We start from the raw sequence: 25,581 nt of genomic DNA, 5'->3' as shown, positions 1-25,581 counted from the left end.
ACGGGTTCAGCCAGCCTGCCGGATGGCCTGACGGATGCGCTTGGCCGAGACGGGAACGGCGGTGCGCAACTGCTGGGCGAACAGACTGACCCGGAACTCCTCGATGAGGAACGCGATCTCCTCCACGTCACGGCTGAGGGGGCCGGGCGGCTGCCGTTCGGTGAGCTCCGCGTAGGCGTCCTCGACGTCATACAGCTCGACGGCGACCTTGTCGTCGCGGGCGCGATTGGCCGCCGCCGCCTGCAGTCGAACGACGGCGGCCTGGGCATAGCGCGGAAGGTGCGCGAACCAGGGATCCGGCGTGGCCGAGATGAAGCGGTTGAAGAACAGGTTGTCCAGCTGCGCGCTCACGTCGGAACGTAAAGCATCGCTGGCAGGCAGGGCGCCCAAAAGGATCCGTGCCTGCGTCACCGCCGTCAGCGCATGCGCGGCGGTGTTGACCACCTGCAGCGTCCGGCCGGGGCATTCCTGCCGCACCTCCAGCGCCACCCGACGGTAGTCGGCCTCGGTGCGCACGCCGTCGAGCGGACCCTGTTGGAGGGCCAGTTGTTCGCAGGCCTTGAGCCACGCGTCGGCCAGCAACTCCGGCACCTTCGGGTAGGCGGAGTCCGCCAACGCCAACTTCTCGACGCGCCCCAGGTGGGACACGACCCACTTGGTGGGATCCGGGTTGGTGAGGGTCAGCAGGCGCCGGACGCCCAGGGCGTGCGAAACCTCTGCCCGCGCCGCCGAGTCGAAGACCTGCAGTCCGACAGCGGTGGCCTCGTCCACGAGCGCCGGGTACCCCACGACGCCCTTGCCGACGGTCGTCTCGCGCGGCACGTCGCCGAACGTCCACGACTTCTGTCCGGTGGCGGCCTTGTCTCCCGCGGAGGCGGTCAGCTTCGCGGCCACCTTGGGCGACAGTTTCCGCCGCAGCCCCTCGAGATCGACATCCCGGGCCACCTCACGGTCCTCGTCGAGGACCACGTAGGTGGGACGCAGGTGCCTGCCCACGGCCTCCGGCGCGAACTGAAGGCCCTCGACGACGACTCCAGTGAGCGCGGTGAGCGCCCGGGCCAGCGCGTCGGTGAAGGCGCCCTCCCCCACCTGGCCTCGCTCGTCGAGCCAGGCCAGCGCCCTGGCAGCGAAATCCGGCGCGGGCACGAAGTTGGTGCGCACCGACTTGGGCAGTGACCTGATCAGTTCGGTGGCCAACTCCCGCCGCAGGCCCGGCACCTGCCAGGAGAACTCGTCGGAGTCGAGTTGGCCGAGGAGCTCGAGGCGCAGCTTGAGCGTCACTCCGTCGCTGCCGGCCCCCGGATCGAACGTGTAGTCGATGGGCAGCTTGTGCTCGCCGAACGTCCACCTGTCGGGGAAGTCGTTGGGCCGCAACTGGGTGGCGTCGACGATGGCGTCGTCGATCATCAGCAACGGCCAGTCACTCTTCGGCGTCGAGCGCAACCACTTGTCGAAGGTCGCCCCGGAGACCACGTCGCTGGGCACCCGTGCGTCGTAGAAGGCGTAGAGCGCCTCGTCGGAGATGAGGAGGTCCGGCCGGCGCATCCGGTCGGTCATCTTCTCCGCCTCCTGGATCACCGCCCGGTTGTCCCGTACGACGGGGTTGCGGGTGACCCACTCCCCTTCGACGAGCGCGGTGCGCAGGAAGATCTCGCGCGCCTCCTCGGGGTGGTCCTTGGCGTAGTCGGTGCGGCGACCCGCCACGATCGGTACGCCGAAGAGCGTCAGCCGTTCGTTGGCCACCACGCTGGCCGAGCGCTGCGACCACACCGGTTCAGACACGGTGCGGGTCAGCAGGGGGCCCGCCACCTCCTCCACCCATTCCGGCTTGATCCCAGCCACGGTGCGGGCCCACAGGCGGGAGGTCTCCACCAGCTCGAAGGCCATCACGAGCGGCGGGGTGGACTTGGCCAGCGCGGACCCCGGCTGGATCGCGAACCTCGCACCGCGGGTGCCCTGGTACTCCTGAAGCGGCCGACGCTTGCCCGGCTCGCGTTTGCCCCGTTGCTCCTCGGCCACGCCCACGTTGGAGAGCAGCCCGCTCAACAGGCTGCTGAGCACCTGGTCGGTCGGCCCGTGGCCGCGGGTGTCGAGGTCCAGTTCCTTGGCCGCCTCCCGGAGCTGGGAGACGAGGTCCTCCCACTCGCGGAACCGCACGAAGTTGAGGTATTCGGCGCGGCACATCCGGCGGAACTGGTTGCCCGAGAGCTCGCGTCGACGCTCGTGCAGGTAGTTCCAGATGTTGAGGAGGGCCTCGAAATCGCCGCCCTCCAGCGACGGCCTGGGCGCGGCTTCCTTGCGTGTTCCGGTATGGGCCGTGTGGCGCTTGGGCGCCTCGCCCTCGGCGTCGGGCTTCGCCTCGATGCCCCAGAAGCGGCGGTGCAGCTGGTCCGCCTGGGTCTGGAACTCCGCCGGGCGTTCCCGGATGTCGGGCACCGTGAGGCCTGCCACGAGCACCAGCACGGTGGCCAGCGTCCTACGGCGGGCGCCCTCGATGATCATGCGCCCAAGCCGGGGGTCCACCGGCATCCGGGCCAGCATGCGGCCCGTGCGCGTGAGCCGCACCTGGGCGTGCCGGGGGCGGGGGTGGATCGCGCCGAGTTCGCTGAGCACGCGGACGCCGTCGTTGATTTGGCCCAGCACGGGGGCCTCCACGAACGGGAAGCTCTCCACGTCACCGAGGCCAGCCTGGGCCATCAGCAGGATCACGGTGGCGAGGTTGGTGCGCAGGATCTCCGGATCTGAGTATGTGGGCCGCGACTCGAAGTCCTCCTCCGAGTAGAGCCGGATCGCGATGCCGGGGCCGAGACGACCACAGCGGCCGGCGCGCTGGTTCGCCGACGCCTGCGACACCGGTTCGATGGGGAGCCGCTGCACCTTGGTGCGCGTCGAGTAGCGCGAGATGCGGGCCAGGCCCGTGTCGATGACGTAGCGGATGCGCGGCACGGTGATGGAGGTCTCGGCCACGTTGGTGGCCAGCACGACCCTTCGTCGGCTGTGTCCTGAGAACACCTTCTGCTGGTCTGCCGCCGACAGCCGCGCGAACAGCGGCAGCACCTCCAGCCCGGACCCAAGGCCCTCGATGGCTTCCGCCGCGTCACGGATCTCGCGCTCCCCGCTGAGGAACACGAGGATGTCGCCGCCGCCAGGCTCGGTGAGGATCTCCTCGACGGCCCCCACGATTCCGTCGATCTCGTCCTGGCCCTCGTCCAGCGGCCGGTACCTGGTGTCGACGGGGTAGGTGCGGCCGGAGACCTCGACGACCGGGGCGTCGCCGAAGTGTTCCGAGAAGCGGGCCGTGTCGATGGTGGCCGACGTCACGATCACCCGCAGCTCCGGGCGCTTCGGCAGCAACTGCTTCAGGTAGCCCAGGAGGAAATCGATGTTGAGGCTGCGCTCGTGCGCCTCGTCGATGATGATCGTGTCGTACCGGCTGAGCAGCCTGTCGTGGGTGAGTTCCGACAGCAGGATGCCGTCGGTCATCACCTTGATGCGCGTGGCCGCCGTCACCTTGCGGGTGAAGCGGACCTGGTACCCGACGAAGTCGCCCAGCTCGACGCCGCACTCATCCGCGATGCGCTGCGCCACGGTGCGTGCCGCGATCCGCCGGGGCTGCGTGTGCGCGATGCGCGTGCGCCCAGCCATCAGGCAGATCTTGGGCAGCTGGGTGGTCTTGCCGGAGCCAGTTTCGCCCGCGACGACGACCACCTGGTTCCGGCGGATCAATTCAGCGATGTGCTCGGCCTCCGCAGCGATGGGTAGCTGCGGATCGACCTCGACGGTGGGCTCGGTGGGGGCCTCAGTCATCCGCGCGCGACGAACAGCGGACACTCCGCGTGGGCCAACAGGCCACGCATGAGGCCGCCCAGGGAGAGGCCCGGGATGTGTGAATCGCCCACGCCGACCACCAGCAGGTCGTAGCCCGCACTGCGGCTGACCAACTCGTTGATGGGGCTGTCTGCCGCCACCTCGACGCGGTACTGGACGTCGGGGTAGGACTGCGCGACCTCGTTGGCGATCGCCTCGATGCCACCCTTCGCGAAGCGCACCTGCTCGTCGAGTTCGTTCGGCGAAAGCTTGCGGGCGAACAGGCCCACCGGGGGCTGGATGGCGTGCACGACCTCGAGGCGCGCACCGAGGCGCTGGGCCTGCTGGAAGCCGGCTTCCAGTGTCTTCTCGGATCCCGGGCTCGTCTGCAGCCCGACACCGACGATGCCACGGCCACCGATGGGGTCAGGGTGAGCCGCGGCGGAGATGACGACCACGGGGCACGAGGCGTTGGCCACCACGGCCACGGAGGTGGAGCCGACGAACATGCGCTCGAGGCCGGACGCCGCGCGGCGCCCGACGACGACCAGCTCGGCGACCTCACTCAGCCTGGCCATCACGCCGCCCGGCGAGCCCATCACGACCTCAGTCTTGATGCGGTGCTCCGGCAGCCCCATGCTCAGTGCCACGTCCCGGGCCTGTTCGTTGGCGGTGATTCCGGCGGACTGGAGCACCTCGGGGTCGTAGACGACACCCCAGGCGCCGGCCATGAGCGTGTCATCGACGGCGTTGACCAGCAGCAGTTCGCCGTTGATCCGGAGGGCGGCACCGGTGCCGAAGCGCACGGCCCGCAGACCGTCATCACTTCCGTCGACGCCGACGACAACCAGCGGAGCTGTCTTTTCGTTCATGACTCAGCCCTTCTTCGTTCCGGAGACAACACGCCCGTCGATCGACGAGGCGGTCACGGCAATACCGACGGCGAGGTCACCGTCGAGCCAGCTCTTGTTCGTCACGGCCGGGTCCGCCGCCCCGGCGGTGCCCTGCACCAGGACGGACCAACCGATGGCCGAATCCGGGTCGATCTCGTCCACCTGGAACGAGACCTTCCTGCCGTCGGCGAGCTTCGCGAGGCTGGAATCGGTGTCGGTGTGGAAGATGATGGTGCGATCCACGACCTGGTAGTTCACGGGGACCACGATGATTCCGTCGTCGCCCTGCCAAGCGATGCGACCGATCACGGTCTCACTCAGCAACGCCCAACATTCGTCGCCATCGAGCCGGGAGAAGTAGGTCACCTGTTGCGGATCGGTCATATCTCAAACTGTATCGCTTGTCAGCCGTTGAACGTGGTGCGGCCGCCCAGCTTGGTGGCCAACGCGTCGTCGATGCCGTCGGCGATCTGGCTGAGGTGGAGTAACGCCTGGTGCAGGTGGGCCGCGACGAAGGGCTTCGCGGCCACGGAGATCTGCACGAAGACGCGGTCCCGGTGCAGCGCGAAACGTCCGTAGCGGGCCTCGACGTTGAGGTCGTTGAGCACCTCACACGCCCGCGAACGGCCGCCCACCTCATGCACGAGCGCCGAGAACAGCACGAGCTCCGCCGCGTCCGGTGTGGAACGGAGGAAGACCATGGTGGACCCCACGCGGATGGCGACGTCACCCTGGTCATTGCGCAGCGGCGGATGCCCGTAGGCCTTGGCCAACTCGTGGTCCACGAGGTGGTCCAGGTCCGTCCGGTTGGCCGGCATGACGGCCATCTGGTCCTTGCTGAGCGGCTTGGGCGTCAGCGGCACCCAGTCGGTCTGTCCCTTCAAAATCTCGGCCAGTTGGTCCGGCTCCAGGAAGATGGGGTGCAGCACACCGAACACCTCCGCCAGGGTCTCGGTGGCGAGTTGCGCCAGGGCCGCCGAGTTCTCCTGGTCCACGACGGTGTGGAACGTGTCCCACTCGTTATTGGGCTGGTCCCATGCCAGGCGGTGCAGGCCCTCGGCCTGCGCCTCTGTGGGCGCCCCGCCGTCGGGCCCCTTGACGTAGGCGGCGATCACCCCGGGTTCAATCACGGAAAACCGGATGCCGGGGGGCTCGTCGGCCTCCCCGTCGCCGGGCTTCCTGGCCGAAGCCACCGAAATCGTCAGGTCCGCGGTGGAATCCATCACCGACAACACCTCGTCGAGGCGGGTGGTGAACTCCTCCCAGGCGCCCTGTTGGGTCGCGTCGAAGTCGAAGTCAAAGTCCTCGTACCCGGCCATGGGCCACCTCCTTGACCTTCAACCTAGCGCACCCGTCTGTTGGCCCGGCCAGGTCACATGCCCACGAGGTCGAGCAGTTCGCCCAGTTCCTCCCTGGTCAGTTCCCGGATCTCACCCACCGGCAGGTTGCCGAGCCGGACGGGACCGATCGCGGTCCTGGCCAGGCGGTCGACGGGGTGGCCGACCGTGTCGAACATCCTGCGGACGATGCGGTTGCGGCCCTCGTGCAGGGAGACCTCGATCAGCGTCCTGTTGGCGGCACGGGAGACGAGCTTGACCTTGTCCGGCTTGACGGGGCCGTCCTCGAGCGTGACGCCCTTCTCCAGGCGCTTGATGGTGCGGTTGTCCATCACTCCCGCAGCCTGCACGGTGTAGGTCTTGGTGACCTTGTAGCTGGGGTGCGCCATGCGGTGGGCGAACTCGCCGTCGTTGGTCAGCAGGATCAGCCCTTCGGTCTCGGTGTCGAGGCGGCCGACGTGGAAGATCCGCTCCCGCAGCCTGGGCAGGTAGTCGAGCAGCGTCTTGCGCCCCTCCGGGTCCTCCATCGTGGAGACGACACCCCGCGGCTTGTTCATCACGAGGTACAGGTTGTGGCGCGGCGGCGGGATGCGCGAGCCGTCCACCCGGATGTGGTCCGTCTCGGGATTGACGCGCATGCCCTGCTCAGTGACGATCTTGCCGTTGACCTCCACCCGTCCCTCCTCGATGAGGAGTTCACTGGCACGCCGCGATGCGAGGCCGGCCGAGGCCAGCACCTTCTGCAAGCGGATGCCCTCGGTCTTTTCGTTGTCAGGCTGGTCGTTCATCTTCGCGTTCCTCCTCGGGCCGGGCCTCAGGCGCCATCGCGGCGGCGAGTTGTCCCAGCTCAGCTTCCAAGGCTACGGCGTCAGGCAGCATGGGCGCCAAGTCCGGCAATTCCTTCAATGAATTCAGGCCGAGTTTCTGCAGGAACAGCGGCGTCGTCGCGAACGTCATGGCTCCGGTGACGGGGTCCTCCCCCGCCTCCGTGATCAGCCCGCGCACGAGCAGCGTCTTGACCACGCCGTCGACGCCCACGCCGCGCACGCCTGAGATCCGGCCGCGGGTCACCGGCTGCAGATAGGCGATGACGGACAGGGTTTCGAGGGCCGCCTGGGTCAGCCGGGAGCGCTGGTCCGAGACCAGCCAGGCCTCCAGGACGTCCGCCAGCGCCGGGTCCGTCGCGAAGCGCCAGCCGCCGGCGATGCGTCGCAGCCGGATACCGCGTCCGTTCTCCTCGTAGAAGGCGGCGATCTCGTCCAGCGAACGGTCGGCCTCATCGACGGTCAGGTCGAGCGCTGCGGCCAACTCCTGCGTGGTAGTCGGCTCAGTGGCCATCAGCAGGATGGCCTCGAGGGCGCCGTGGGTGCTCATGCATCCTCCAGTTCGGGTTGTGGTCCGTAATCGTCGGTGACCTCGACGGCGGCCTCATCGCCGGCGGTCCACCGCACCGTCAGTTCGGCGAGCGGTTCGAGCTGTTCGAGGGCCACTTGTTGTGCCCGGAACAACTCCAGGATGGCCAGGAAGCGCACCACGATGGTGAGCCGGTCTGCGCCCGAGATGAGCGACCTGAACGTGGCCGCCCCCTCGCGGCGCAGTCTCTCGGCGATGAGCGTGACCTGCTCCGGGACGCTGACCGTGTTGCCGTGCAGGTGGCCCAGCTCGACGACGGGGGCAGGCTTCGGGACCATCGCGGCCGCCGCGAGCCGGGCGACGTCGTCGGGGGTCAGCGTCAGTTCCACCTCCGGCAGGAGACCGCGGAACTGCTCCTCGATGCCGCCGGGCCGCCAATGCGTGGACTCGGCCCCGTTCATCGACTCCGCCACCCACTCGGCGAGTTTCTTGAACGCGCGGTACTGCAGGAGGCGGGCGAACAGGAGGTCGCGGGCCTCCAGCGCCGCGATGTCCTCGGGATCGCTCACCTCACCTCCGGGCAGGAGGCGGGCCGCCTTGAGGTCGAGCAGGGTGGCGGCCACGACGAGGAAGGAACTGGTCCTGTCGAGGTCCCAGACCTCCCCGCCCAACTTCACGTAGGCGATGAACTCATCCGTCACGGCGCTGAGCGCCACCTCGGTGATGTCCAGTTCACGGCGGGAGATGAGGTCGAGCAGCAGGTCGAAGGGTCCTTCGAAGTTGCTCAACCGCAACTCGAAGCCCGGCAGCTCGTCGCGCTGCTCCGACTGTGCCCGTCCTCTGCTCACTGCTGCCTGAGCTCGGCCACAAGGTCGCTGGCGCCGCCGCGCGCCGCGAGGTCTGCCACCGCGTGCGCGACGGCCACGCGCACGATGCGCCCCCGGTCGACACGGATGCCATGCGTGCGCCGCAGGTCGAGGTTGGCGTCCTCGAGGGCGAGCAGCTCGTCCTCGCTGAAGTAGACGGTGATCTTGTGGTCGTGCCGGACGCGGCCGGTGGGCGCGGGTGCGGCCGCGTCAGCGGCGAGCTCTGCCACCGGCTGCACGGCAGGGGCGGCCTGGGCCTCTGCAGGTGGTGCCTCCGGCGTCGCCTCGCGCGGCTGCCTCGTCGGCCGGAACAGCTCCGAGGCCCCGGGGAGTTCGGCGCGCTTGGGCTTGCTCACACCTCGCTCCTCAACAACACCTCTCGCGCCAGCTGCCGGTAGGCGTCAGCGCCGGGGGAAGCCGAGGCGTAGGTGGTGATGGGCTCGCCGGCCACCGTCGTCTCCGGGAACTTGATGGTGCGACGGATGACCGTGTGGAACACGTCGTCGCCGAAGGCCTGGACCACGCGCTCCAGCACCTCGCGGCTGTGCAGGGTGCGGGCGTCGTACATGGTGCCGAGAATGCCCATGACCTCGAGCTCCGGGTTCAGCCGGTCCTGCACCTTGGCGATCGTGTCGGTCAGCAGCGCCACGCCGCGCAGCGCGAAGAACTCGCACTCCAGCGGCACGACGACATAGTCGCTGGCGGTGAGCGCGTTGATCGTGAGCAGCCCCAGGCTGGGAGCGCAGTCGATGAGGATGTAGTCGTAGCTGGAGCGCACCTTGGTCAGGACGCGCTGGAGCGTCTGCTCCCGGGCCACTTCGCTGACGAGCTGCACTTCGGCCGCAGAGAGGTCGATGTTGCTGGGCAGGATGTCGAGGCCGGCCACGGTGGTCTCCATGATGACCTCGCGCGGTTCGTATTCGCGGCTCAGCAGCAGGTTGTAGATGGAGCGGTCCAGGGTGTGCGGATTCACGCCGAGGCCCACCGACAGGGACCCCTGCGGGTCGAAGTCGACGAGGAGAATCTTGCGGCCCGTTTCCGCCAACGCGGCACCCAGGTTGATGGCCGTGGTGGTCTTCCCGACGCCGCCCTTCTGGTTGGTCATCGACATGATGATGGCGTTCTTCGGGGCGCCGGGGGCGGGTCGCTCAGGCTCCGGGAAGGTTGGGAGGGGTCGGCCCGTGGGACCGATCACACCGGTATCGATGAGGGTCGACTCCCCCGGTGCATCCGGTACCTGGAACTCGGGCTTTTCAAACAGGCCGCTATCCGCCACCGCATTGCCTCCTACTTCTCTGCAAGTGGGGACCAGCCTAGTGGACGCACCCCTGGTCTATTTCTTCCGAGCGGCCCTGAACAGGGCGGTGGCCTGACCAAGTATGAGTTGGTCAGGCCACCTGGGTGTGGCGGGTGGTGGCGGCCCACCTGCCTGGAAGGGCATCCGGATTTTCTCACCCACCTCGCCGGGTGGGGTGCTACTGGATCAAACCTGCAGCAATCGAAAGTAGGACTTTCCCTTCCCGCTCTTCCCCGAAAGGAAGTGCGTATGGACATGTCTACACCGCTCTTCGCCCCGTGTCAGCAGAATGACCGGAATTCACCGGAAGTTTGCCGTTTCGTCGGCGTGTCGTCGCCCGGTAGCCACTTCGAACCGATAGAAGTGACGCGAGCCCGGACCACGTATGAGGTGGTCCGGGCATATCTGTCCCCGGATACCGGGCACTAGAGTCGAAGGCGTGCAAGCACCCTACGAATACGATCTGATGCCGCTCGACACCCCGGACGACAGCCCCGCCTGGGCGGACTATCTCGATGTGTTCCGCTTCAGTTTCCTGGAGCAGCGCGCCTCTGACGAGGGGCTGGCCACCTACCGGAAGCACCGCCGCGAAGACCGTGCGTGGTTGGGCAGGGTGACGACGGAGGGGCCCGGCCTGACGGGCAGGGAGGCGGTCGCGGCCTTCGCTGCGGCACCCACCACGATCAACTGCGGACGCGGCCTCGTCGACGCCCTGGTGATCAACACCGTCGCGGTCCGGCCGAGCCACCGCCGCCGCGGCCTGCTGAAGCACATGATGCGCCAACAACTCGACGCGGCACGCGGGCACGGCATGCCGCTCGCCACCTTGACGGCTTCAGAAGCGACCATCTACGGCCGTTTCGGATTCGGCATCACCACCCACACCCACCCCATCGAGGTCGACACCAGGCGCTTCTCGCTCAGGGCCGACGTGCCGGCCGCACCAGGCACCGTCGAGTTCGTCCCGCCGTCCTTCCTGCGCGACCACTGGGAGCGCCTGGTCACCGCGCACCAGGCGCGTTTCCGGGGCGCCGTCGGGCACCTGCACGGCCACTTCCTGGTGGACACCGGCCTCTGGGATTCCGGGGAGAACGGGCCCGCCCGCTCGCTGCGGTGCGCGGTGCACTTCTCCGCCACCGGCGAGGTGGACGGATTCGCGTTGTTCACGCCCAAAGGCTGGGACGAGACCCCCATCACCACGGCCGTTCGCAAGGTGTGCGCTGCGGACCAGGCAGTCAACCGGGCGCTGTGGCGCACGTTGGCGGAGATGGACCTGGTCGAGCGGCTGACCTATCCCCTGTCCCCTCCGGGCGATCCGCTGGCGGCGTCCCTCGTCGACCCATGGGCGGTCACCGCCAAGGAGGGCGACGACCCCGTGTGGTTGCGCATCCTCGACCTCCCATCGGCCACCGCACAGCGCGGCTTCGACGGTGAGGGCGACGTGGTCGTCGAGATCTCCGACGCCATGGGCTACTGCCAGGGCACCTGGCGGGTCAGTGCGCGGGACGGGCACGGCGTCGCGGCACCCTCGGAGCAGGCAGCGGAGGTGCTGCTGCCCATCGACGTGCTCGCGTCGATGTGGCACGGTGACCGCTCCGCGTCGGAGTTGGCCCTGTCCGGGTTGGTGCAGGGTGAGCCCGCCGCCATCAGCCGGCTCTCACGCCTGTTCCAGGTGGACGAGCCGCCGATGAACCTGGCCGCCTTCTAGGAACCCGCAGGTCAGCGGGCCCGCGGGTGGGCGGCTGCGTGCACCTCACGCAGGTGCTCGATGGTCACCAGGGTGTAGATCTGGGTGGTGGCGACCGACGAGTGACCCAGCAGTTCCTGCACCACCCTGAGGTCTGCTCCCCCGTCGAGCAGGTGCGTCGCGAAGGAGTGGCGCAGCGAGTGCGGCGACACGTCCACGTTGAGGCCGGCGGCCTCCGCAGCGCGCTGGATGACGGCCCACGCGGACTGGCGGCTGAGCCGCATGCCACGCTGGTTGAGCAGCAGCGCCGGCGTGTGCTTCTTCGCGGCCTGCGCCAGCGCCGGCCGCGCGCGCACCAGGTAGGCCGACAACGCCTTGGCCGCGTAGCTGCCCAGGGGGACGACCCGCTCCTTTCCGCCCTTGCCGAGCAGGCGGATGCCGACGTCCGGTTCGGACAGTGCGGCGGTCACGTCGTCCACGTCCAGCCCGCAGACCTCCGAGACCCGGGCTCCGGTGCCGTAGAGCAACTCCAACAGGGCGGCGTCCCGAAGGCCGACGACCTCCATGCCGTCCGGTGCGTCCAGGATCCGTGAGACCTCCGCGACGGTGAGCGCCTTCGGCAGCCGCTGCTCGAGCTTCGGCGGCGACACCTCAGCCGCCGGGTTCTGCGGCGCCAGGCCCTCCTCGGCGCAGAACTGGTGGAACGTGCGCACGCTGACGACGTGTCTGGCCACCGAGGACCGGGCCTGGGAGGTGCTCAACTCGCGGACGAACTCGGTCACCTCCACGGGTGTCACCTCCGCCACCGACAGGATGCCCCGCTCGGACAGGAAGGTGACGTAGCGGGCCAGGTCGCGGCGGTAGGCCGCCACCGTGTTGGTGGCCAGCCCCCGCTCGACGCGGACGTGGTTGAGGTAGTCGTCGCGCGCCCGCTCCAGCGCGCTCACTCCTGGCGGGCGAGCCACGCGGCTTCCGCCGGCCGCAGGTCCTCGAGACGGCCGGACAGCCGGGCGGTCTCGAATGCGAGCACCCCGGCCACCAGCGACGGCGACTGGCAGCGCCCGGCCAGGATCTCGTCGACCAGGTGCTGCCTGGGCACCCAGGACCAGGTCATGTGCGCCTCCTCGCCCTCGAGCACGAAACCCTCCGGACGCGCGGCGGGGCGCACGTCCCTGGCCAGATAGATCCTGAGCGACTCCTCCGACGAGCCGGGGGTGGTCAGAATGTCGACCAGCACGTCCCAACGGTCTGCTGCCAGCTCGACCTCCTCGGCGAGCTCACGCTGGGCGCTGAGGACCCACTGCTCGCCGTCGACGTCGAGCAGCCCGGCGGGGATCTCCACCAGTTCCAGACCGACCGGGTGGCGGTACTGGCGCAGCACGGCGATCTCGTCGGTGCTCTCCTCCCATGCCACGACGGCCACCGCGCCCGGATGCGTGATGAACTGGCGGGTGATCTCCTCGCCGGACGGAGTGGCGACCGTCTCCTCCACGAAGGACGTCACCCTGCCGGACCCCAGCACCTCCCGGCTCCGCACCGGCCACTTCATCGGCTCGTCGACACGCATGCGCTACCCCTTCCGTGCCGCGAGCGCGGCTCCGATCAGCCCAGCGAACAGCGGATGCGGCTTCGTCGGGCGCGACTTCAGTTCGGGGTGCGCCTGCGTGCCCACGTAGAAGGGATGCACCTCCTCCGGCAGTTCGACGAACTCGACAAGCTGCGAATCCGGCGAGGTGCCCGAGACCACCAGACCCGCCTCTTCGAGACGTGCGCGGTAGGCGTTGTTCACCTCGTAGCGATGGCGATGGCGCTCCTCGACCCTGGCATCACCATAGACCCTGCGCACGACAGTTCCCTCGCGCAGGAGCGCCGGGTAGGAACCCAGCCGCATGGTGCCGCCCAGGTCGCCGTCTCCGGCCACGATGTGGCTCTGCTCGGCCATGGTCGCCACGACCGGCTCTTCGGTGTCGGCATCGAATTCGGTCGACGACGCTCCTCCCAGCCCGGCCAGGTTGCGGGCCGCCTCGACCACCATGCACTGCATCCCCAGGCAGAGGCCGAGCGTGGGAACGCGGTGTTCGCGGGCATACGTCAGCGCCCCGAGCTTGCCTTCCACGCCCCTGATGCCGAAGCCCCCCGGCACGCAGACCGCGTCGGCCCCCTCCAGGGCCCTGGCCGCCCCCTCACGGGTGGCGCAGTCATCGGAGGCGACCCAACGCAGGTCGACGGCCGCGCGGTGCGCGAAACCGCCGGCCCGCAGCGCCTCGGACACGGAAAGGTAGGCGTCGGGAAGGTCGATGTACTTGCCGACCAACGCCACCGTCACCCGCTCGGCGGGCTGCTCGACGCGGCTCAGGAGCTCATCCCAGGCCTTCCAGTTCACGTCGCGGAAGGACAGCTGGAGGCGGCGCACCACGTAGGCGTCGAGCCCCTCGGAGTGCAGCACCCGGGGAATCGCGTAGATGCTCGACGCGTCGGCGCAGCTGATCACGGCCTCTTCGTCCACGTCGCACATGAGCGCGATCTTGCGCTTCATCGCGGCGGGCACCTCCAGCGACGAGCGGCACACGATCGCGTCGGGCTGGATACCTACCTGACGCAACGCGGCCACCGAGTGCTGCGTGGGCTTGGTCTTCAATTCGGCTGCCGGTTTCAGGTACGGCACGAGCGAGACGTGGAGGAAGAAGACCCGGTCACGGCCCACCTCGTGGCGGACCTGGCGGGCGGCCTCCAGGAACGGCAGGGACTCGATGTCGCCGACGGTCCCCCCGATCTCGTGGATGACCACGTCGACGTCTGGCCCGGCCATCGAGAGCATCCGGTCGCGGATCTCGTCGGTGATGTGTGGCACCACCTGCACGGTCTGGCCGAGGTATTCGCCGCGTCGTTCGCGCGCTATCACGGTGGAATAGACCTGGCCCGTGGTGACGTTGGCGCTGCTGGTGAGGTTCACATCCAGGAAGCGCTCGTAGTGGCCGATGTCGAGATCGGTCTCCGCACCGTCGTCGGTGATGAAGACCTCACCGTGCTGGAACGGGTTCATGGTGCCCGGGTCGACATTGAGGTACGGATCCAGCTTCTGCATGGTGACGCGGAGACCGCGCCCTACCAGCAGCGTGCCGAGGCTGGCGGCCGTGAGGCCCTTGCCCAGCGAGGAGACGACGCCCCCGGTGACGAAGATATGACGGGTGGTGTTCGGTTCATGCACGGAACTCCATGTTAAGTGGCCCACGTTTCCACTGCGTTACATCTGGGTCACGGCTGTGCTGGCGAGGTTTCCTCCGCCTCCATCCTCGCCCAGCGCCGCGCTCGGGCCTCGCCCCAGGTGGCCCCGAGGACCACCCAGACGTAGAGCGCCACGGCGATCCACCAGCCTGCGTGCAGCGGCTCATGCTCCTCGCCGAGGAACATGACCTGCACGTCCCAGGCGGCACCGCCGAGGAGCTCGCCGACGACCACCACCAGCGGGTAGGCGAACGCTCCTGCCAACGCGGCACGCACCAGCCCGAAGGCGGCGAGGAGGAGGGGCGGGGCGACGAACAACAGGATCCGGTCGTCCATCCAGGTGGGGACATACCTCTGTGCGCCCCACTCCAGATGGCCCAGGTGCCAGATCCAGAACATCAGCAGCACGCCCAGACCCACCAGGATCCGGTCCAGGTACCGTTGCACTCCCGCGAGGAGCTGTGCGGCCATCGATATTCCCCCTACCGGGCAGCTTGTGCGAGCAGCTCCTGCGCGTGCTCGATCCCCTTCGTCGATGAGGAGGCGCCGCCCATCATACGGGCGAGTTCCGCGGCGCGCTGGTCCTGGGTGAGTAGACGCACACCCGAAGTGGTCACTTGGCCGTCGGACTCCTTGGCCACCACGAAGTGGGCGTCGGCGAACGCGGCCACCTGGGCCAGGTGGGTCACGACGATCACCTGGCTGTGGCCGGCCAGTCGTTGCAGCCGCCGCCCGATCTCCAGACCGACGGCGCCGCCCACGCCCGCGTCCACCTCGTCGAAGACATAGGTGTGCTGCGCGCCGGCGTCTGCCAGCACGACTTCGAGCGCGAGCCTGACGCGCGACAGTTCGCCGCCGGAGGCCACCTTCCCCAGCGGCGCGGGCTCGGAGCCCGGGTTGGCGGTGAAGAGCAGTTCGATGCGGTCCGCGCCGTGCGGACCGATGGGCGCGTCCGTGACGGCGAAACGGAGTTCGGCATGCGGCATGGCCAGCGCTGCCAGCTCCCCCTTGACGCGTTCCGCGAGGTCGTCTGCTGCCCGGTGCCGGGCCGCCGAGATGGCCGCCGCATCCGCCGCGAGCGCGGCATCCAGTTCCACAACGCGGGCGCGCAGGGTGTCGATGCGCTCGTCGCTGCCGACCAGCTGGCCCAGCCTGGCCGCAGACGTCTGAGCCCAGCTGAGCACGTCGTCGACGGTGGTGCCGTACTTGCGGGTGAGGCCGGCCAGCGCGCCGCGCCGCTGCCCCACTGCTTCGAGGCGGAGCGGGTCCGCCACCAGGTCGTCCACGTAGCCGGCCACGTCCGCGGCGAGGTCTCCCGCCAGCATCGTGAGCTCAACAGCACGGCTCGCCAGCAAGGCGGCGGCCTCGTCGCGTTCAGCCAGGGCCGCGAGCGCCTTGCGTGCCTCCCCGGCGAGGCCGACGGCGCCGGGAGCATCGAAGTCGGTCTCCGAGCCGCTCAACGCCTCGTGCGCGGTGGCCGCGAGGCTGCGCAGGTCGTCCAGGTCCATGAGCTTGGCCTGCTCTGCGGCCAGCGCGTCATCCTCACCCGGTTGCGGATCCACGGCGCCGATCTCCTCCAGACCGAAGCGCAGCATGTCGGCCTCGCGGGCGCGGGCCATGGACTGCTCCTCGAGCTCCTGCAGTTCGGCGGCCGCCGCTTTCCGCTCCGCAAAATTGGCCCGGTAGCGGGCAAGCTCCCCGGGATTGGCGTGCGCGTCGAGCAGCTCGCGCTGGCGGTCCGGGCTGGACAGCCGGATCTGGCCGGACTGCCCGTGGATCGTGGCGATCTCACCGATGAGGTCCGCCAACGCGGAGATGGGGACACCGGCGCCGCCGAGCACCGCGCGGGAGCGGCCCTGCGCCGTCACCTGACGCAGCGTGACCAACTCGCCGTCCTCGGCGTCGCCGCCGAGGTCCCGGACGCGCGCGGCCAGGTCGTCGGCCACCTCCCAGCGGCCCTCCACGACGGCCCGGTCCGCCCCTCGACGCACGATCCCCGCGTCGCCGCGGCTACCCAGGAGGTGGCCGAGGCCCGAAACGATCATGGTCTTGCCGGCGCCCGTCTCGCCGGTCAGCGCGGTGAGGCCCGGCCCCAGTTCGAGTTCGGCCTCGTCGACCACTCCGAAGGCTGACATCCGCAACGCGGTGAGCATCTACTTCTCCGTCTGCTTGCGCCACCCGTGGACGGGGAGCGCGAACTTCTTCACGAGCCTGGTGGTGAACGGCTGCTCGCCGAAGCGGGCCAGGCGCAGTTGGATGCCCAGCTGGGTGACTTCGACTGTCTCACCGTCGGCGACCTCGTGGCTCCGGCGTCCGTCGCACCACAGGATGCCGCACGCGGGGAGGTCCGGGGTGATGTTGAGCCGCACCTTCGACGAGGGGCTCAGCACCATGGGGCGGTTGAACAGCGCGTGGGCCGCGATGGGCACCACGAGCATGGCCTTCACGTCGGGCCAGACGACGGGTCCCCCTGCGGAGAAGCCGTAGGCGGTGGAGCCGGTGGGGGTGGCCACGAGCACCCCGTCGCAGCCCCAGCGCGAGAGCGGGCGGTCATCGATGCTCACCAGGACGTTGAGCATGCGCTCGCGGGCCATCTTCTCCAGCGACACCTCGTTGACCGCCGAGGAAGTCCACGTGAGGTTGCCGTCACGGTCAGTGACCCGCACCTCCAGGGCGAGGCGCTCCTCCACCTGGTAGCGGCGCTCCTCGACGACGGTGGCCAGCTCGTGCAGATCCGACGGCTCGAGTTCGGCGAGGAAGCCCACATGACCGAGATTCACCCCGAGCAGGGGCACGCCCAGCGGCAGCGCCCACTCCGCGGCGCGCAGGATGGTGCCGTCGCCACCGAACACGACGGCCAGTTCCGCCATGCGGTTGTCCAGGGCCTGGAACTCGACGGTGGGTCCCACGCGGGCGGCGATCCGCTCGACGTCATCGTCGAAGACGAGGAAGCCGAAGCCCATCCTGTGGAGGTCCGCCATGAACGTGATGGCGTTGTCGAGGGCCTCCTCCCGGTCCGGGTGGACGAGGACGGCCACGGTTCGCTTGTTCACGCGCCCAGCCTACCGAGTCAGCCGGACGAAGTACTCCACGTTGCCCGAGGCCCCTGGCAGTTCGCTGATGCCGCGCCACCGCTCGATCCATCCGAGGGATGCGGCGTCGGCGGCCACCGCGTCGACCGCCGCGGTACGCAGTGCCTCGTCCCGGACGACACCGCCGGAGCCGAGCCGCTCGCGGCCCACCTCGAACTGGGGCTTGACGAGAAGGAGCGCCTCGCCGTCTGCCGGCAGCACGCCGAGGAGGGGCTGGAGCAGGAGGCGCAGGGAGATGAAGGAGATGTCGCCGACGATCCTGTCGACGGGTTCACCGTCCAGATGGTTGAGGGTGAGGTTACGCAGGTTGAGACCCTCGTGGACGCGCACGCGGGGATCCGAGCGGAGCTCGGCGGCCAACTGGTCATGACCCACGTCGACGGCGTAGACCAGGTCTGCACCGCGCTCGAGGCAGACCTGGGTGAAGCCGCCGGTGGACGCTCCGGCGTCGAGCACCCTGCCGCGGACGGTGAAGCCCGACGAGTCAAGGGCCCCCAACAGCTTGTGGGCGGCGCGGGAGACCCAGCGCTCCGCGTCAGCCACGAGTTCGTCCTCGGGGCCGACGCGCAGCGACGCCTTCGCCGCCACAGTTCCGTTGACGCTCACGCGCCCTCCGGCGATGAGCGCAGCCGCATGCGTTCGGGACCGCGCCAGGCCGCGCTCGACGAGGGCGACGTCGAGTCTCACTGTGCGACGCCGGGGATCCCCAGCTGCGTGAGGTTGGGGTCGTTGTTGAGCACCGCCTGGAGCACCGACTGCGCCTCGGTCAGCTTTGCCGTCTGCTCTTCGAGCGGCAGGTCGTCCAGCGACTCGAGGCCCGCCATCACCTCGCCCACCAACTCGAGCCGCCGAACCTCGGCGGGTGCGGCGCTCCGAGGCGTGGCAGCCTCGCTCACCTCAACAGGTCCAGCGAGTTGAGCACGTTGGAGATGTCCACGTCGAAGCGCCACCGCGCCTGCAGGCCCGCCCAGAGGGCATCGAGCTGCTCGTCACGAGTCACGGGCCGGGTGGACAGGTAGCCCACCCCGTCGGTGAAGTCGACCTCCTGGTAGCCACAGATGTAGCGCTGCCCCTGGAATTCGGCCTCCCGCTTGGGCTCGAGCAGCGCAGTGGCGTCGAAACCGATGTGGGTGGGGCGGAACGCCGGAGGCGCGACGTCGAGGTCTGCCTTGCCGTGGGCGCCGGTGAAGACGAACAACGAATCCATCCCGACGTTGTTGGCGCCCAGGATGTCCGTGTCGGTGCGGTCGCCCACGAAGATGGGGTGCGCCGCGCTGAGGCGGAGCACTGTTTCATCGAGCAGGGGGCGGAACGGCTTGCCGGCGATCTTCGGGTCGATCGCCACGCAATTGCGCACCACGCCCACCTGGGAACCCAGCCCGGGCACGATGCCGCGCTCGGATGGCCTGGTCAGATCAGGGTTGGTGGCGTACCAGACGGCGCCGCGCTGGATCGCCAGGGCGGCGTCCTCCAGACGGGTCCACTCCAGCGTCGGGTGATAACCCTGCACAACGGCCATCGGCTCGTCATCGATGGAGTCGACGACGGTGAACCCGGCGCCCGCGAGCTGCTGGACCAGGGCGTCCGTGCCCACTGCGAGGATCTTCGCGCCGGCCGGGAGATCAGCCACCAGCATGCGCAGGGTCGCCTGCGTGGAGTTCACGACATCGCCCTCGCTGGCGCGGATACCCAGTTCCTCGAGGTGGTCCGCGACAGCCGCGGGGGTACGCGCGGCGTTGTTGGTGACGAAGCCCACGTGGGTGCCGCGGGAACGCAGTTCCTCCAGCGCCTCAGGAATGCCCTCGACCGCATAGGGGCCGAGGTAGATCACTCCGTCGAGGTCGAACAGGGCTGCGTCATAGTCAGCGGCAAGGGCCTTGGTCATCGCTCGGTCTCCTCCGTCGTCGGCTCCCCCAGCGTATCGGTCACCGGCTCGTCAACTCCCCCAGGTAGGCCGTCGGTGTCGACGGTCACGTTCCCGGAGGTCGCATCCTCCGTCGTCACATCGGTGGAGTCGACAGACTCGGGATCGTCGCCCACAGCAGGTGCCTCCACCGCAGCGAAGTCCTGTTCTTCCAGGTCGTCGTCGTCCTCGGGCTGCGACTCCGCCTCACGGTCGTCCCCCGCTTCGACGACATCGAGCTCTTCGTCGTCTTCCGGGCCGTCTTCCTCATCGTCGTCGAGGTCGTCTTCCTCATCGTCGTCGAGGTCGTCTTCCTCATCGTCGTCGAGGTCGTCGTCCTCATCGTCGTCGAGGTCGTCGTCCTCATCGTCGTCAGCGTCGTCATCGTCGAGGTCATCCTCGTCGAGGTCGTCATCCTCGCGCCCGTCCCTGTAGAGATCCTCTTCGGACTCGTCCTCGTCGTCCTCTTCCTCAGTGAAATCGGGCAGCGTGATGCCGTCGATCTCCGCGAGCCGCTCGGCGATGTCCAGGTCGCCGGAACGGTCGAGTTCAGAGGCGGAAGTGAACCACTCGCGGGCAGCAGCGCTGTCACCGCTCTCCTCGAGGAGGTTGGCCAGCGCGTACTGCAGGCGCGCCTGGGCCTGGGGCGGGCCAACCTTGCGGGAGATGGCCGCCTTCAGGAGACGGAGGGCTTCGTCGCGCTGACCGAGGTCATCGCGGATCCCGGCCTCCACCAGGAGGCACTCGATGTGCAGGTTCACGTCCGGGTGCTTCGGGTTGAGTTCGTTGAGCACGTCGAGCGCTTCGTGGTGCCGCCCGAGCGCGCGCTCGCAGTCGGCGATCAGCGGGATCAGTTCATCGCCCCCGGACATCCGGCGGATGGCACGGAACTCGCGAAGTGCGACGGCGAATTCGCCGGCGGCATAGGCGGTCTCAGCGGCCGCTTCACGGACGATCGGAAGCCGGCCGGCACGACGCCTGGCTGCCTCCGCGTGACGGAAGGCAAGTGCAGGGTCGGTGTCGATGTACTGGCCAGCGGCCCAGATATGCGCGGCGACGGTCGCAGCAAGGTCCTTGGGGAGGCCTCTGAGCTCGGCCTTCACACCGGGATGCAGTTCCTTCTCGTCGTACTCGAGCGGGGTTGCGGGTTCATCCGCACGCGGCGCAGTGCCGGGGCGGTGGACGCGCTCTTCACGATCGTCACGGTCCCAGCGTCGATCATCATCGCGGCGAGGGCCGCGGTCGTCGCGGTCGGCCCAGGGACGGCGTTCGCCTTCGGAGCGGGGGCCTCGACGGTCGTCGCGGTCGCCCCAGGGACGGCGTTCACCCTCAGAGCGGGGGGGACGACGGTCGTCGTCGCGGCGCGGGCCGCGGCGGTCGTCCCGATCGCCCCAGGGACGGCGTTCACCCTCAGAGCGAGGGGGACGACGGTCATCGTCGCGGCGCGGGCCACGGCGGTCATCCCGATCGCCCCACGGACGGCGTTCACCTTCAGCGCGAGGGGGACGACGGTCGTCATCGCGGCGCGGGCCACGGCGGTCGTCGCGGTCGCCCCAGGGACGGCGTTCACCTTCAGCACGAGGGGGACGACGGTCGTCCCGGTCGCCCCAGGTACGGCGTTCACCTTCAGCGCGGGGGGGTCGACGGTCGTCGTCGCGGCGCGGGCCACGGCGGTCATCCCGATCGCCCCACGGACGGCGTTCACCTTCAGCGCGAGGGGGACGACGGTCATCGTCGCGGCGCGGGCCACGGCGGTCGTCGCGGTCACCCCACGGACGGCGTTCACCCTCAGAGCGGGGAGGACGACGATCATCGTCACGGCGCGGGCCACGGCGGTCGTCCCGGTCACCCCACGGACGGCGTTCACCCTCAGAGCGGGGAGGACGACGGTCGTCATCGCGGCGCGGGCCACGGCGGTCGTCCCGGTCACCCCACGGACGGCGTTCACCCTCAGCGCGAGGGGGACGACGATCGTCATCGCGGCGCGGGCCACGGCGGTCATCCCGGTCACCCCACGGACGGCGTTCACCTTCAGCACGAGGGGGACGACGATCATCGCGGTCGCCCCAGCTACGGCGTTCACCCTCGGCGCGGGGGGGTCGACGGTCGTCGTCGCGGCGCGGGCCACGGCGGTCATCCCGGTCACCCCACGGACGGCGTTCACCCTCAGCGCGAGGGGGACGACGGTCATCGTCGCGGCGCGGGCCACGGCGGTCATCCCGATCGCCCCAGCTACGCCCTTCCCCACCCTGACGCGGGCCGCGACGTTCATCGTCGCGTCCGGTTCCGCGGGAGCCTCGCGGCGCACCGCCGCTCCGCGGAGCGCGACGTTCGTAGTTCTCGCCGTCTCCGCGGTTGCCCTGGCCTTCGTCCGGTGTGGAGTTGTCAGTCATAATGACCATCATCCCAGCAGAGGGGCCCTACTCCCAACTTTTCGGGGCACTCCCTCCACAGCCCCCGCCTCGGTCGGCAGCTGGGGGCCGGCCTGAGGGCGCTGCGAAAGGGTCTGTAAATGCAACAAACCCCCCGAACGAGGTTCGGGGGGTTTGTTATAAAGAAGTCCGGCGGCGTCCTAGTCTCCCACGAGGTCCCCCTCGCAGTACCATCGGCGCAGAGAGGCTTAACTTCCGGGTTCGGGACGGGACCGGGTGTTTCCCTCTCGCTATGGCCACCGTAACACTATGGGAAATAGCGTTCGGATACACCTTGCTCAAGTCTGTGTTGAGTTGTGTGTTCCCGACCGTATCTCGGGAACCTCACAGTGGACGCGTAGCATCTTTGTAGAAAGACAAGCCCTCGGCCTATTAGTATCGGTCAGCTCCGCACATTGCTGTGCTTCCACATCCGACCTATCACCTCGTGGTCTACAAGGGGCCTTACCAGATTATTCTGTGGGAGTCCTCATCTTGAAGTGTGCTTCCCGCTTAGATGCTTTCAGCGGTTATCACGTCCCAACGTAGCCAACCAGCCGTGCTTTTGGTAAACAACTGGCACACCAGAGGTTAGTCCGACCCGGTCCTCTCGTACTAAGGTCAGCTCTTCTCAAGACTCCTACGCGCGCAGCGGATAGGGACCGAACTGTCTCACGACGTTCTAAACCCAGCTCGCGTGCCGCTTTAATGGGCGAACAGCCCAACCCTTGGGACCGACTCCAGCCCCAGGATGCGACGAGCCGACATCGAGGTGCCAAACCATGCCGTCGCTATGGACGCTCGGGCAAGATCAGCCTGTTATCCCCGGGGTACCTTTTATCCGTTGAGTCCTGGCGCTTCCATGTGCCACCAGAAGATCACTAGTCCCGACTTTCGTCCCTGCTCGAGATGTCTCTCTCGCAGTCAAGCTCCCTTGTGCACTTACACTCGAAACCTGATTGCCAACCAGGCTGAGGGAACCTTTGGGCGCCTCCGTTACCTTTTGGGAGGCGACCGCCCCAGTCAAACTACCCATCAGGCACTGTCCCTGATCCAGATAATGGACCTAGGTTAGATAACCAGAGTGACCAGAGTGGTATTTCAACGATGACTCCACCTGAACTGGCGTCCAAGCTTCAAAGTCTCCCACCTATCCTACACAAGTCACACCGATCACCAATACCAAACTATAGTAAAGGTCCCGGGGTCTTTCCGTCCTGCTGCGCGTAACGAGCATCTTTACTCGTAATGCAATTTCGCCGAGTTCGTGGTGGAGACAGCGCCCAAGTCGTTACTCCATTCGTGCAGGTCGGAACTTACCCGACAAGGAATTTCGCTACCTTAGGATGGTTATAGTTACCACCGCCGTTTACTGGGGCTTAAGTTCTAAGCTTCGCCGTGAGGCTAACCCTTCCCCTTAACCTTCCAGCACCGGGCAGGAGTCAGTGCGTATACATCGTCTTACGACTTAGCACGCACCTATGTTTTTAGTAAACAGTCGCTTGGGCCTGGTCTCTGCGACCCTCAACGCTTTCGAAGTAAATTCTAATACGCATCAGGTCCCCCTTATTCCGAAGTTACGGGGGTATTTTGCCGAGTTCCTTCACCACGATTCTCTCGATCGCCTTAGTATTCTCTACCTATCCACCTGTGTCGGTTTGGGGTACGGGCGGCTAATATCTCGCTCACGAAGCTTTTCTAGGCAGCATAGGATCACTCTTACGACAACCAAAGTTGCCGACACATCATGTCTCAGGCACATGAGACGCGGATTTGCCTACGTCTCGCCCTACACACTTGACCCGGTATATCCAAAACCGGGAAGAGCTACCTTCCTGCGTCCCTCCGCAGCTTGCCTACTATGAACTTGGGTCACAGACTCAGTGAAGATCCGTCCGAAGACATCACCACACCTCGCGTGCTTAGCATCATCCAGTTCGGCAGGGGCGATATTTCGCCGGTACGGGAATATCAACCCGTTGTCCATCGACTACGCCTGTCGGCCTCGCCTTAGGTCCCGACTTACCCAGGGCAGATTAGCTTGACCCTGGAACCCTTGGATATTCGGCGGACGGGTTTCTCACCCGTCTTTCGCTACTCATGCCTGCATTCTCACTCGTGTGCTCTCCACGGCTGGGTCACCCCGCCGCTTCACTGCGCACACGACGCTCCCCTACCCATCCACACAACCTTACGGTTTAAACGTGTGAATGCCATAGCTTCGGCGGATAACTTGAGCCCCGCTAAATTGTCGGCGCAGAATCACTTGACCAGTGAGCTATTACGCACTCTTTCAAGGGTGGCTGCTTCCAAGCCAACCTCCTGGTTGTCTCCGCAACTCCACATCCTTTTCCACTTAGTTATCGCTTAGGGGCCTTAGCTGATGATCTGGGCTGTTTCCCTCTCGACTATGAAGCTTATCCCCCACAGTCTCACTGCCGCACTCTCACTTACCGGCATTCGGAGTTTGACTGATTTCGGTAAGCTTGTGGGCCCCCTAGACCATTCAGTGCTCTACCTCCGGTAAGAAACATGCGACGCTGCACCTAAATGCATTTCGGGGAGAACCAGCTATCACGAAGTTTGATTGGCCTTTCACCCCTATCCACAGCTCATCTCCTCGGTTTTCAACCCAAGTGAGTTCGGTCCTCCACGACGTCTTACCGTCGCTTCAACCTGGCCATGGATAGATCACTTCGCTTCGGGTCTAGAGCACGCGACTAAAAACGCCCTATTAGGACTTGCTTTCGCTACGGCTTCCCCACACGGGTTAACCTCGCCACGTACCACTAACTCGCAGGCTCATTCTTCAAAAGGCACGCCGTCACCCCGAAAGGCTCCGACGGATTGTATGCGATCGGTTTCAGGTACTATTTCACTCCCCTCCCGGGGTACTTTTCACCTTTCCCTCACGGTACTTGTCCGCTATCGGTCACCAAGGAGTATTTAGGCTTAGCGGATGGTCCCGCCAGATTCATGCGGAATTTCAGGGGTTCCGCATTACTTGGGGTGACGCTCCAGAGTGATCAACTTACGCCTACAGGAGTCTTACCTTCTCTGCTGTGCCATTCACAGACACTTCAACTTCACTGATCATTTTTTACTCTGTGGCTGCTCGACAGCGCAACCAGAACGGCCCCACAACACCCCGCATGCAACGCCTGTCAGCTATCACACACACGAGGTTTGGCCTCTTCCGCGTTCGCTCGCCACTACTAACGGAATCACTATTGTTTTCTCTTCCTGTGGGTACTGAGATGTTTCACTTCCCCACGTTCCCTCCAACTGCCCTATATATTCAGGCAGAGGTTGCCGGACATGACTCCGGTATTTCAAGGTTTCCCTATTCGGAAATCCACGGATCAAAGCTCGTTTACCAGCTCCCCATGGCTTATCGCAGGTTACAACGTCCTTCATCGGCTCTTGGTGCCAAGGCATCCACCGATCGCACTTAGTAGCTTGTCAAAAAATCTACAAAGATGCTCGCGTCCACTGTGAAGTTCTCAAAATACGGGCGAGCCCAGGACAACAACCACCTCGAAAGGCGACTGCCACCATGGTCCGCTAGAAGGCGTTGCAAAAACAACCGACCCTTCAGGACCCAACAGCGTGCTTAGCTCGACAACCACCATCCCCCGAATTTCCACTCCCAGACCACAAGGACCCAGGTTGTACTGACGAGAAACGACTTCCTCCGAACTTCAAAAGTC

Annotated in this window: 21 protein-coding genes and 2 rRNA genes; 1 reads left to right on the top strand and 22 read right to left on the bottom strand. The window is 67.1% G+C overall.

The genetic code is table 11. The features are described 5' to 3' along the window. Window positions 1-6: 6 nt before the first annotated feature. The 9 genes from hrpA to ACX1DX_RS01875 are packed head-to-tail and all read right to left on the bottom strand — an operon-like array spanning window position 7 to window position 9,532. Entirely contained in the window at window positions 7-3,807 is a 3,801-nt protein-coding gene (gene hrpA, locus ACX1DX_RS01915) for an ATP-dependent RNA helicase HrpA (RefSeq protein WP_459397480.1), read from the bottom strand. Then, entirely contained in the window at window positions 3,804-4,679 is an 876-nt protein-coding gene (locus ACX1DX_RS01910) for a universal stress protein (protein ID WP_459397479.1), read from the bottom strand. The genes hrpA and ACX1DX_RS01910 overlap by 4 nt, the downstream gene beginning before the upstream one ends. Before the next feature lie 3 nt (window positions 4,680-4,682). Then, on the bottom strand, window positions 4,683-5,084 hold the full coding sequence (locus ACX1DX_RS01905) for a pyridoxamine 5'-phosphate oxidase family protein (RefSeq protein WP_182764905.1): 402 nt from the start codon (window positions 5,082-5,084) through the stop codon (window positions 4,683-4,685). Between the two features lie 20 nt (window positions 5,085-5,104). Then, a complete protein-coding gene (locus tag ACX1DX_RS01900) occupies window positions 5,105-6,019 on the bottom strand; it encodes a T3SS (YopN, CesT) and YbjN peptide-binding chaperone 1 (RefSeq protein ID WP_459397478.1) in 915 nt (304 codons plus the stop codon). A gap of 53 nt (window positions 6,020-6,072) precedes the next feature. Then, window positions 6,073-6,825, bottom strand: a complete 753-nt coding sequence (locus ACX1DX_RS01895) for a pseudouridine synthase (protein ID WP_459397477.1) — start codon at window positions 6,823-6,825, stop codon at window positions 6,073-6,075. Continuing rightward, window positions 6,809-7,411 (bottom strand): SMC-Scp complex subunit ScpB, encoded by a 603-nt coding sequence (scpB, locus tag ACX1DX_RS01890; RefSeq protein ID WP_076063279.1) that lies wholly within the window; start codon window positions 7,409-7,411, stop codon window positions 6,809-6,811. The genes ACX1DX_RS01895 and scpB overlap by 17 nt, the downstream gene beginning before the upstream one ends. After that, window positions 7,408-8,238 carry a segregation and condensation protein A gene (locus tag ACX1DX_RS01885; protein ID WP_076063281.1) on the bottom strand — a complete coding sequence of 277 codons (831 nt, stop codon included), beginning with the start codon at window positions 8,236-8,238 and terminating at the stop codon, window positions 7,408-7,410. The genes scpB and ACX1DX_RS01885 overlap by 4 nt, the downstream gene beginning before the upstream one ends. After that, the gene (locus ACX1DX_RS01880) at window positions 8,235-8,612 is read right to left on the bottom strand and encodes a hypothetical protein (protein WP_076063284.1); all 378 of its coding nucleotides are present in this window, start codon (window positions 8,610-8,612) and stop codon (window positions 8,235-8,237) included. The genes ACX1DX_RS01885 and ACX1DX_RS01880 overlap by 4 nt, the downstream gene beginning before the upstream one ends. Further along, window positions 8,609-9,532, bottom strand: a complete 924-nt coding sequence (locus ACX1DX_RS01875; RefSeq protein ID WP_369819273.1) for a ParA family protein — start codon at window positions 9,530-9,532, stop codon at window positions 8,609-8,611. Before ACX1DX_RS01875 ends, ACX1DX_RS01880 begins: the two co-directional genes overlap by 4 nt. A gap of 460 nt (window positions 9,533-9,992) precedes the next feature. Here ACX1DX_RS01875 and ACX1DX_RS01870 point away from each other — a divergent pair, with 460 nt between their 5' ends. Then, the gene (locus tag ACX1DX_RS01870; RefSeq protein WP_459397476.1) at window positions 9,993-11,261 is read left to right on the top strand and encodes a GNAT family N-acetyltransferase; all 1,269 of its coding nucleotides are present in this window, start codon (window positions 9,993-9,995) and stop codon (window positions 11,259-11,261) included. 11 nt (window positions 11,262-11,272) lie between these two features. Here the strand turns inward: ACX1DX_RS01870 and xerD are convergent, their stop codons facing one another. The 13 genes from xerD to ACX1DX_RS01805 form a co-directional block, all read right to left on the bottom strand. Beyond that, window positions 11,273-12,187: a site-specific tyrosine recombinase XerD gene (gene xerD / locus ACX1DX_RS01865; RefSeq protein WP_459398161.1), complete on the bottom strand. Its 915-nt coding sequence runs from the start codon at window positions 12,185-12,187 to the stop codon at window positions 11,273-11,275. After that, window positions 12,184-12,807 (bottom strand): NUDIX domain-containing protein, encoded by a 624-nt coding sequence (locus ACX1DX_RS01860; RefSeq protein WP_182764912.1) that lies wholly within the window; start codon window positions 12,805-12,807, stop codon window positions 12,184-12,186. The genes xerD and ACX1DX_RS01860 overlap by 4 nt, the downstream gene beginning before the upstream one ends. A 3-nt stretch (window positions 12,808-12,810) precedes the next feature. Next, on the bottom strand, window positions 12,811-14,448 hold the full coding sequence (pyrG, locus tag ACX1DX_RS01855; protein ID WP_076063293.1) for a CTP synthase: 1,638 nt from the start codon (window positions 14,446-14,448) through the stop codon (window positions 12,811-12,813). Window positions 14,449-14,495: 47 nt separating this feature from the next. Beyond that, a complete protein-coding gene (locus ACX1DX_RS01850) occupies window positions 14,496-14,936 on the bottom strand; it encodes a hypothetical protein (RefSeq protein ID WP_459397475.1) in 441 nt (146 codons plus the stop codon). An 11-nt stretch (window positions 14,937-14,947) separates the two neighbouring features. Next, complete coding sequence (recN, locus tag ACX1DX_RS01845; protein WP_459397474.1) at window positions 14,948-16,618, bottom strand: DNA repair protein RecN; 1,671 nt, start codon at window positions 16,616-16,618, stop codon at window positions 14,948-14,950. Beyond that, a complete protein-coding gene (locus ACX1DX_RS01840) occupies window positions 16,619-17,518 on the bottom strand; it encodes an NAD kinase (protein ID WP_459397473.1) in 900 nt (299 codons plus the stop codon). 9 nt (window positions 17,519-17,527) lie between these two features. Beyond that, on the bottom strand, window positions 17,528-18,244 hold the full coding sequence (locus ACX1DX_RS01835; protein WP_459397472.1) for a TlyA family RNA methyltransferase: 717 nt from the start codon (window positions 18,242-18,244) through the stop codon (window positions 17,528-17,530). Continuing rightward, complete coding sequence (locus ACX1DX_RS01830; protein WP_459397471.1) at window positions 18,241-18,453, bottom strand: hypothetical protein; 213 nt, start codon at window positions 18,451-18,453, stop codon at window positions 18,241-18,243. Before ACX1DX_RS01830 ends, ACX1DX_RS01835 begins: the two co-directional genes overlap by 4 nt. Next, on the bottom strand, window positions 18,450-19,442 hold the full coding sequence (locus ACX1DX_RS01825) for an HAD-IIA family hydrolase (protein WP_459397470.1): 993 nt from the start codon (window positions 19,440-19,442) through the stop codon (window positions 18,450-18,452). Before ACX1DX_RS01825 ends, ACX1DX_RS01830 begins: the two co-directional genes overlap by 4 nt. Further along, entirely contained in the window at window positions 19,439-20,563 is a 1,125-nt protein-coding gene (locus ACX1DX_RS01820) for a hypothetical protein (RefSeq protein ID WP_459397469.1), read from the bottom strand. Before ACX1DX_RS01820 ends, ACX1DX_RS01825 begins: the two co-directional genes overlap by 4 nt. Next, complete coding sequence (locus ACX1DX_RS01815; protein WP_459397468.1) at window positions 20,560-21,732, bottom strand: hypothetical protein; 1,173 nt, start codon at window positions 21,730-21,732, stop codon at window positions 20,560-20,562. The genes ACX1DX_RS01820 and ACX1DX_RS01815 overlap by 4 nt, the downstream gene beginning before the upstream one ends. 287 nt (window positions 21,733-22,019) lie before the next feature. Beyond that, window positions 22,020-22,136, bottom strand: a 5S ribosomal RNA gene (rrf, locus tag ACX1DX_RS01810). A 108-nt stretch (window positions 22,137-22,244) separates the two neighbouring features. Next, window positions 22,245-25,336: ribosomal RNA gene (locus ACX1DX_RS01805) — 23S ribosomal RNA — on the bottom strand. Window positions 25,337-25,581: the final 245 nt, after the last annotated feature.

It is taken from the genome of Tessaracoccus zhenghani (genome assembly GCF_054552775.1).
Note: the sequence above shows the minus strand (reverse complement) of the source record. Positions and strands in the feature narration are given on the sequence as shown.

Bases quoted from the DNA above. Each gene is read 5' to 3' on its own strand.
- ACX1DX_RS01825 (WP_459397470.1), bottom strand. From the start codon at position 19,442: ATGACCAAGGCCCTTGCCGCTGACTATGACGCAGCCCTGTTCGACCTC.
- ACX1DX_RS01850 (WP_459397475.1), bottom strand. From the start codon at position 14,936: ATGGCCGCACAGCTCCTCGCGGGAGTGCAACGGTACCTGGACCGGATC.
- hrpA (WP_459397480.1), bottom strand. From the start codon at position 3,807: ATGACTGAGGCCCCCACCGAGCCCACCGTCGAGGTCGATCCGCAGCTA.
- ACX1DX_RS01905 (WP_182764905.1), bottom strand. From the start codon at position 5,084: ATGACCGATCCGCAACAGGTGACCTACTTCTCCCGGCTCGATGGCGAC.
- ACX1DX_RS01815 (WP_459397468.1), bottom strand. From the start codon at position 21,732: ATGAACGTCGCGGCCCGCGTCAGGGTGGGGAAGGGCGTAGCTGGGGCG.
- recN (WP_459397474.1), bottom strand. From the start codon at position 16,618: ATGCTCACCGCGTTGCGGATGTCAGCCTTCGGAGTGGTCGACGAGGCC.
- ACX1DX_RS01895 (WP_459397477.1), bottom strand. From the start codon at position 6,825: ATGAACGACCAGCCTGACAACGAAAAGACCGAGGGCATCCGCTTGCAG.
- ACX1DX_RS01860 (WP_182764912.1), bottom strand. From the start codon at position 12,807: ATGCGTGTCGACGAGCCGATGAAGTGGCCGGTGCGGAGCCGGGAGGTG.
- scpB (WP_076063279.1), bottom strand. From the start codon at position 7,411: ATGAGCACCCACGGCGCCCTCGAGGCCATCCTGCTGATGGCCACTGAG.
- ACX1DX_RS01910 (WP_459397479.1), bottom strand. From the start codon at position 4,679: ATGAACGAAAAGACAGCTCCGCTGGTTGTCGTCGGCGTCGACGGAAGT.
- ACX1DX_RS01900 (WP_459397478.1), bottom strand. From the start codon at position 6,019: ATGGCCGGGTACGAGGACTTTGACTTCGACTTCGACGCGACCCAACAG.